We start from the raw sequence: 7,775 nt of genomic DNA, 5'->3' as shown, positions 1-7,775 counted from the left end.
ATCGGTCCGGAAGCGCCTCTTGTAGAGGGCATCGTCGACTACTTTGAAACGCAGGGTCTTGCGTGCTTCGGACCAAGCAAAGGAGCCGCGCAACTCGAGGGCTCAAAAGCATTCACAAAAGACTTTCTAGCCAGACACCATATTCCTACTGCGGACTACCAGAACTTTACGCAAGTCGATGAAGCGCTTGCCTATCTTAAGAAAGTGGGCGCCCCTATCGTTGTTAAAGCGGACGGCCTTGCCGCTGGCAAAGGCGTGATCGTCGCGATGACACTGGATGAAGCAGAAGCCGCTGTGAAAGACATGCTATCTGGAAACGCTTTTGGTGAAGCTGGATGCAGGGTCGTCATAGAAGAGTTTCTAACGGGTGAGGAAGCAAGCTTTATCGTCATTGCTGACGGAGAGGACTGCATACCGATGGCGACTAGCCAGGACCACAAACGCGTCGGTGATGGCGATACCGGTCCGAACACAGGTGGCATGGGAGCATATTCCCCAGCCCCAGTCGTCACTCAAGAAATTCATAATCGCATTATGGAGCAAGTGATCAACCCTACGTTGAAAGGCATGAAGAGCGAAGGAAATCGTTACCGGGGATTTCTCTATGCAGGTCTAATGATTACATCTGAAGGTCAGCCAAAGGTCATCGAATTCAACTGTCGATTTGGTGATCCTGAGACCCAGCCAATCATGATGCGTCTGATATCTAATCTCGCTCCTCTTTGTTCGTCGGCAATAAGCGGAACACTTAATCAGGAATCCCCTATTTGGAATGACAAACCGGCTGTGGGCGTAGTGCTAGCTGCTGGAGGATATCCGGGCAGTTATAAAAAAGCGCTTCCAATCGAAGGGCTAGAGAAAGCGAAATCACAGAATGGAAAAGTGTTTCACGCCGGTACGAGCTTAGAAGAGAACCAAGTTGTCACAAGTGGTGGTCGTGTGCTGTGCGCTACCGCATTAGGCGACACAGTGTCAGAAGCCGCTCAAGCGGCCTATACGCTAGCAAACAACATAGACTGGAAAGATATGTTTTATCGTAAAGACATTGCCTATCGGGCGATTGAACGCGAACAACAAAACGAGCGTTAAACGTTACTGCACGCTGCGCATCGACTAAAGCGCAGCGTGCAAATTTCGAATCAAGCTTTCAGTTTCTTCCCAACCGATACACGCATCGGTAACCGATTGACCATAATCCATATTGGCACTGATATTTTGGCGGCCCTCCGTCAAATAGCTCTCTAGCATAACCCCTTTGATCGTATCGCAGCCTGCGGCCTTCTGCGCAATAACATCGGACACCACGCTCGCCTGTCGAGTATGGTCTTTACCTGAATTTTCATGACTACAATCCACTACAACAGACGGATAAAGCCCCGCACTCGCCATCAACTTCTTGGCTTGAGCCATGTGAACAGCATCGAAGTTAGGGCCGTGTTTGCCACCCCGTAACACCAACTGCCCAGAACCATTACCAGTAGAGCGGATATGATGAATTTGACCATCCTGACACATGGAAAGAAAACTATGCGGTCTAGCCGCAGAAAGCAACGCATGAATGGCCACATCTAAGCCACCATCGGTGCCATTCTTAAACCCCACTGTACACGGCAATCCACTCGCCATTTCTCGATGTGTTTGTGATTCTGTCGTTCTTGCACCTACAGCAACCCAAGCCAACAGGTCATCAAGATATGGAACGGCCAACGGGTTTAACGCTTCCGTTGCAATTGGCAAACCCAAAGTAACGATTTCTCTAAGCAATTGCCGACTCTTTTCAAGGCCTAGCGCCAGATTATCCGAGCCATCCATCAGCGGGTCATACAACATGCCTTTCCAGCCAACCGTTGTTCGGGGCTTCTCAAGATAAGCACGCATCACAATCAATAACTTGTCACTATACTGATCAGCAAGCACAGCGAGTCGCTTGGCATAATCAATCGCAGCCGCGTCACAATGCAAAGAGCACGGCCCCACAATTACCAACAATCGCTTATCTCGTCCAAGAACAACATCCTGAATCTCGGATCGTTGGCGCTCTATCTGCGCCAACAAGTCTTCTGAGAGAGGCAGGCGATCTTTCAGCATCTTCGGACTGCTCAAGGGTGTAAGTTGCGGCGGCTCAAGCACGACGTTTGACTGGGTTTGAACTTGACTCATTGTTATTTCCTTTTAAAAAAAAACCTCGGAAGGAGGCGCCAACCGAGGTTCTTTTTCGGAGGCGCTTTATTGGCCTCCCCTATTCGCTTGTTTAGCTGGGCACGACCAAATCTTGGTTAAAACCAAAATAAAAGCTAAAGTGCCACGCAGCCGCAGACGACAAACATAATGCTCGCAAAGCAGTTAATGATGTGTGTAAGTTCGTCTTGTTCATGCCGCTAACGTTATACTCGGATTAATGATTTGTAAACAGCTGACCCAAACTTTTGCGTCATAGCAAACATACGTCGAGAGACTCTCAGCACATTTGACTAGGAAAAGAAATGATGACGGATATTGATGCTGCACTCACGCTGGCCAAGACGACCGCAATTGAAGCAGGACAGCTTATTAAGAAAATGCGGAACGAAGGTGCGCTCCAACATCAATACAAAGATCAGCAAGAGCTCGTCACTAATGCAGATCTCGCCGCCGACAAGTTCATTATCGAACGCATCAAGCAGGTCTTCCCAAATCATCGCTTTCTAACCGAGGAGACGTGCACAGATAAGAGCATCAGTCACAACCTAGATTCGCCAATTTGGATCGTAGACCCGATTGATGGAACAGTAAATTATGCACATGGGCATCAAATGGTGGCCGTTAGTATTGCGTTTGCATGCGATGGAGATGTGCAGTGCGGCGCTGTTTACAATCCATTTATGGATGAATTGTTCTCAGCACACAAAAGGGGTGGCGCACAATTAAACAATAGAAGTATCGAGCCAAGCGGGGCAAGCAACTTACGTAAGGCGTTGTTCGCAACGGGATTCCCCTATAACAAAAAAGACCTTGATCCCATTTTGCCACGTGTTGATCTAATGCTTCGCCATTGCCAAGATATGCGGCGGTTAGGTAGTGCCGCACTGGATATTTGCTGGGTAGCCTGCGGCCGCCTTGATCTCTATTTTGAGTCGTTAAGCCCGTGGGACTTTGCTGCGGCAAGGCTGATTGCGCTAGAAGCCGGGGCGAAATGTGGGCACTTTTCAGAGGTGCCAAACCACATTCCACCAGCTATCTACCATCAAAATCTCTTGGTATCTACGCCAGAACTTTATGAGCAAAGTAGAGCACTTCTCGCCCCGACGGCCTGAGCTGTTTGAGTTCTAATTAAGCCGCCTGAAACACACCACCAGCCAAGATTGGCCAGTGATTCGCCCAATGTGCTGTCGGCTTCACTTTAAACTCACTTCGCACGTACTGGTGAATCCGACCCTCAACATTCACCAGCAAAAGATTTGCACTCGCCGCCGGGCTAAGCTTCCGCGCGAGCGATTCTTGCGCCTCTCCATCCTTAATCATCTGCTTGAGTTCGGTCTCAAGCCTTTGAAAAAAGTGTTCGGCGCGCGTGCGCACTTTCTCACTCTCTCCGGCAAGCGCATCGCCTGCTAGAATACGACACATACCCTGATTCTTTTCACAAAAAGCAAGTACTAACGTGAGCGTTTTTTGGAGCTTATCCAGAGCGTTCTGCCCCTCTTGCTTGATACGGTTAATGCGAGTAAAAACCGTCTCTTCAATAAACTCAATCAAACCTTCATACATCTTCGCCTTACTCGGAAAGTGTCGATACAAAGCGGCCTCAGTAACACCAACCTCTGCGGCAAGCTTTGCGGTGGTGATGCGCTCCCCGAGATTATCTTCAAGCATGCTTGCCAAAACCTGCAAGATTTGTTCTTTTCTGCTCACTTTATCTTTCTTTGCCGGGGCCATAGTTGCGGCACTCCCTGTTTTGTTTTTTGAAGTTGGCTTAAATCAAGCCTTCTAATGGCGAAGATGCTGAGGCGTATAATTTTCTCGGCATACGGCCAGCCAAATATGCTGCACGGCCGCTGTCTACAGCTAGCTTCATTGCATGCGCCATCATTATAGGATCTCTTGCAGCAGCAATGGCGGTATTCATCAGTACGCCATCACAGCCAAGCTCCATTGCAATAGATGCATCCGAGGCCGTACCAACGCCCGCATCCACTAAAATAGGGACATTCGCGTTTTCTAAAATCATATGGATATTGTGCGGGTTGCGAATCCCAAGACCGCTCCCTATTGGTGCCCCAAGCGGCATTACCGCAACGCAACCGATCTCTTCCAGTTCTTTGGCAATTAACGGATCGTCTGTTGTGTACACCATGACTTTAAACCCGTCTTTAACGAGCGTCCTGGCTGCAGCAAGAGTCTCAACAACATTTGGATAGAGCGTTTTCTGATCACCAAGCACCTCGAGCTTCACGAGGTCATGGCCATCCAGTAACTCGCGGGCCAATCGGCAAGTACGTACGGCATCATCGGCGTTATAACAGCCTGCAGTATTTGGAAGAATCGTATACTTGTCCGGCGACACCACGTCCAAAAGATTTGGCTCGTCAGGGTTTTGACCTATATTGGTTCTACGAACAGCAACTGTCACGATTTCCGCGCCGCTGGCCTCAATTGCCAACCGTGTTTCTTCTAGATCTTTGTACTTTCCCGTCCCTACTAACAGACGACTTTTATACTTTTCGCCTTCTATCTCTAGAACTCCGGTATCTAATCCCATTTTACTTCCTTTCCTATTGGCTAACCGCCACCAATCGCCTGCACAACCTCAACCAGATCACCTTCCTGTAACGTGATTTTCTCATGCTGGGCTTTGGGGACAATCTCTTTATTGTGCTCAATCGCGTAACGTTTCCCCTCTAAAGAAAGCGCCTTTGCGATCGCTAGTAAGTCTGTGCCAGCCTCACATTCGTAAGGCTCGCCATTTAGAATAATCTTCACGATTTAACTTTCCTCTAAAAGCTCAGGCTTGCCCATGCTCCATGCACCTCTTGCCGCAAAGAACCAAGCTAAAAGAAACAAAACTCCACCCACTGGAGTAATCATTCCTAAAGACGCCAAACCGGTAAGCGCCAAGGCATACAAGCTCCCACTAAACAACACGACACCAAAGAGCATGAGCGACATGGAGACACTCAAGTAACGGCGTGCCTTTTCTGTTCTCGCCAAAGACGCCAACAACACCAAGACCAACATCGCTAAACTATGGTACGCCTGATACTCCACACCCGTTTGAAAAACAGACAGCATTTTCTCTGACAAAGAGTCCTTCAAGGCATGCGCTGCGAAAGCGCCAAGAGCAACCGACAACCCAGCACCAATGCAACCTAGTACTAAAAAATGGTGGTGTATTATTCGCATCTTTCAGATCGTGACGACGTATTATTTATCATTATTTGCAGCAAAATACAGTCCGCTGCGTGCTCTGCTCTATTCCTAGACGCTTGTTCGTTCCAGCGTATCTAAATTCAGCGCTGTAAGTTTTCCGCCCCATACGCAACCTGTGTCGATCGCTTGAAAACGTGCATCTTCGGTCTGTCCTTCTAAGGCAGCCCAGTGGCCAAAAACAATGGTCCACTTCCTTGATGTTGGTTGCTTAAACCAAGGGGCGAAACCCAAGGGCGTCTTATCGAGCCCCTCTTTGGCGCTCAACTCCAGCGCTCCACGCTGATCAATAAACCGCATGCGCGTCAAGTAATTGGTAATCACCCTCAAGCGATCTTGCCCCTTAAGACTATCATCCCAAACAGCCGGCTGATTCCCATACATTGCATTGAAATAAGCCTCGTATCGCTTCGCGTCTTCACTGGCCAACACTTCATGCACTTCATTCGCGTATTTTATTGCATGCTTGATCTTCCAGATATGCGGAACACCAGCGTGGCTCATTACCAAATGCCGAGCTTTATCAACGCGGATCAAAGGCTGCCTTCGCAACCACTCCATCAGCGCATGACAATCTTCAGCCTCAAGTAACGATGCCAAAGTATCTTTCTTCTTAAGTAAGTGCTTACTATAGTAGCAAGCAAGAAGATGCAAGTCATGGTTTCCCAAGACAATTTTCGCTTTGAGACGTTTAGCGAGGCGCAAACAGTTGAGCGAATCAGGACCACGATTCACCAAATCGCCTGCGAGCCACAGCTCGTCTCTTTCTGACGCAAAATCGACCGCATTGAGAAGCTTACGAAAAGACGTATAACAACCTTGAAGATCGCCTATTGCATACACGGCCATGGGTTACTCGTAGCTCACAGGGTCTATCGCATTATTATCAGCAAAAGCCTCAAGCCGCTCCTGACATGCACCGCATGTACCGCATGCTCGTTCTCTGCCTTTGTAGCAAGTCCACGTTTTGGAGTAATCCAAGCCATATTTCAAACCCTGCGCGAGAATTTCTCCCTTAGTGGCATTTAAAAATGGCGCGACAATATCGACCGGCTCATAGTTAGCAATCCGAGCGACATCGGCCATCTTACGCACAAATTCAGGCCGGCAATCAGGGTAGATCGCGTGGTCTCCACTATGTGCTCCATAATAAACAAAACCGGCATCAATTGAGACTGCATAGCCAACAGCGAGCGAGATCATGATCATGTTCCGGTTTGGTACCATGGTCGACTTCATGCTCTCCTCTTCATAATGTCCGTCGGGTATTTCAATATCATCGGTCAATGATGAACCCAGAAGCAGCTGATGTATGGCCGTGATATCGACTATTTTGTGTGGAATCGCCAAGTCGTCACAAACCTTTTGTGCATAGTGCAATTCTTTCGAGTGTTTTTGCCCATAATTAAACGAAACGGCATAGACTTGCTTTCCCGTGCGGACGGCGTCATGCAAAACGGTGAAAGAATCCATACCACCCGAATAGATCACAACGATCTTGTCACTCATTTATGTTACTCCTGAACAGTTCGTTGGCATTCTAGCTTTTGCATTGCAAAGCGCAAAGTAAAGTTAATCAGACAAGGTTTACTCTCGACTTGTCGCAAGTTCTTGTTCGCACTTCTCAGTTTTTAAGCTAATCTGCTGTGATCAATTGCGACATGAACTAACTCTGGCTACCATAGCCAGCCATTAAAGCCTTCTTGTTTTTAAGCGCCACATATTATGTCAGCTGTTTTTCCTATCTTTATTGATTTTGAAGCTTCAAGTCTCGATCTGATCGAGAGCTACCCGATTGAGGTAGGTATCTGCATGCCGAACGGTGACACACACTCTTGGCTCATCAAACCCCATATTTTATGGAAAGACTGGTCCGGAAAAGCAGCCAAAATTCACGGCATATCGCGTGAGGAGCTGGAAGAAAATGGTACAGATTGTGTCGACGTCGCGACTGCGCTAAACAGCTTGCTTGGCAATGCATTGGTCTATTGCGATGCATGGACCTTTGATAGCTTTTGGCTTCATCGGCTTTTCAAAACATCAGGACTCAAACACAGCTTTCAGATCGAATCGGTGAGCGCACTATTAGATGATGCGCAGATCGAGCGCTGGCAAGATGTGCACAATCAAGCTATTGAAGAGATGGCTTTGGAACGCCACCGAGCTTCAAATGATGCTCGCATCCTTCATGAAACCTTCAAGCGCGTCACGCAAGTCTGAAGGAGCGCACAGTTTTTGAACAATAGCGCTTAATCGGCGCTTGCTACCGCTACAAGCCCACCCAGAAAATGATAGACTCGGCGCTTCATTAAGTCGTAACGATCCAGCAGTCTCGTGAGTGTTATATATGCAGAATTTCTCTAAGCTGAGCGCGC

10 protein-coding genes are annotated in these 7,775 nt (G+C 48.2%); 3 read left to right on the top strand and 7 right to left on the bottom strand.

The window, feature by feature from the left end:
• Positions 1 to 1,089 (top strand): phosphoribosylamine--glycine ligase (gene purD, locus A3751_RS13720; protein WP_068457035.1); only part of this gene is annotated, 1,089 nt, incomplete at its 5' end.
• 24 nt (positions 1,090 to 1,113) lie between these two features.
• On the opposite strand, the gene A3751_RS13715 is transcribed toward purD, so the two are convergent.
• Entirely contained in the window at positions 1,114 to 2,160 is a 1,047-nt protein-coding gene (locus tag A3751_RS13715; RefSeq protein ID WP_068457032.1) for a 3-deoxy-7-phosphoheptulonate synthase, read from the bottom strand.
• A gap of 323 nt (positions 2,161 to 2,483) precedes the next feature.
• Between A3751_RS13715 and A3751_RS13710 the strand changes: the two genes are divergently transcribed.
• On the top strand, positions 2,484 to 3,293 hold the full coding sequence (locus A3751_RS13710) for an inositol monophosphatase family protein (protein ID WP_197466345.1): 810 nt from the start codon (positions 2,484 to 2,486) through the stop codon (positions 3,291 to 3,293).
• 16 nt (positions 3,294 to 3,309) lie between these two features.
• Here A3751_RS13710 and slmA read toward each other — a convergent pair whose 3' ends face one another.
• From slmA to queC, 6 genes are all read right to left on the bottom strand, one after another.
• Positions 3,310 to 3,912, bottom strand: coding sequence for a nucleoid occlusion factor SlmA (slmA, locus tag A3751_RS13705; RefSeq protein ID WP_068457029.1), 603 nt, complete (start codon positions 3,910 to 3,912; stop codon positions 3,310 to 3,312).
• 37 nt (positions 3,913 to 3,949) lie between these two features.
• Positions 3,950 to 4,735: a thiazole synthase gene (locus A3751_RS13700; protein WP_068457027.1), complete on the bottom strand. Its 786-nt coding sequence runs from the start codon at positions 4,733 to 4,735 to the stop codon at positions 3,950 to 3,952.
• 20 nt (positions 4,736 to 4,755) lie between these two features.
• The gene (gene thiS, locus A3751_RS13695; RefSeq protein ID WP_068457024.1) at positions 4,756 to 4,956 is read right to left on the bottom strand and encodes a sulfur carrier protein ThiS; all 201 of its coding nucleotides are present in this window, start codon (positions 4,954 to 4,956) and stop codon (positions 4,756 to 4,758) included.
• Between the two features lie 3 nt (positions 4,957 to 4,959).
• Positions 4,960 to 5,376, bottom strand: coding sequence for a DUF423 domain-containing protein (locus A3751_RS13690; protein ID WP_068457021.1), 417 nt, complete (start codon positions 5,374 to 5,376; stop codon positions 4,960 to 4,962).
• 75 nt (positions 5,377 to 5,451) lie between these two features.
• A complete protein-coding gene (locus tag A3751_RS13685) occupies positions 5,452 to 6,249 on the bottom strand; it encodes a symmetrical bis(5'-nucleosyl)-tetraphosphatase (RefSeq protein WP_068457019.1) in 798 nt (265 codons plus the stop codon).
• Between the two features lie 3 nt (positions 6,250 to 6,252).
• Complete coding sequence (queC, locus tag A3751_RS13680; RefSeq protein WP_068457016.1) at positions 6,253 to 6,909, bottom strand: 7-cyano-7-deazaguanine synthase QueC; 657 nt, start codon at positions 6,907 to 6,909, stop codon at positions 6,253 to 6,255.
• A 216-nt stretch (positions 6,910 to 7,125) separates the two neighbouring features.
• Here queC and A3751_RS13675 point away from each other — a divergent pair, with 216 nt between their 5' ends.
• Entirely contained in the window at positions 7,126 to 7,620 is a 495-nt protein-coding gene (locus tag A3751_RS13675; protein ID WP_068457012.1) for an exonuclease domain-containing protein, read from the top strand.
• Positions 7,621 to 7,775: the final 155 nt, after the last annotated feature.

The sequence above is a fragment of the Oleiphilus sp. HI0080 genome, from assembly GCF_001635135.1.
The sequence above is the reverse complement of the archived record's forward strand: the minus strand, read 5'-3'. Positions and strand labels throughout refer to the sequence as shown.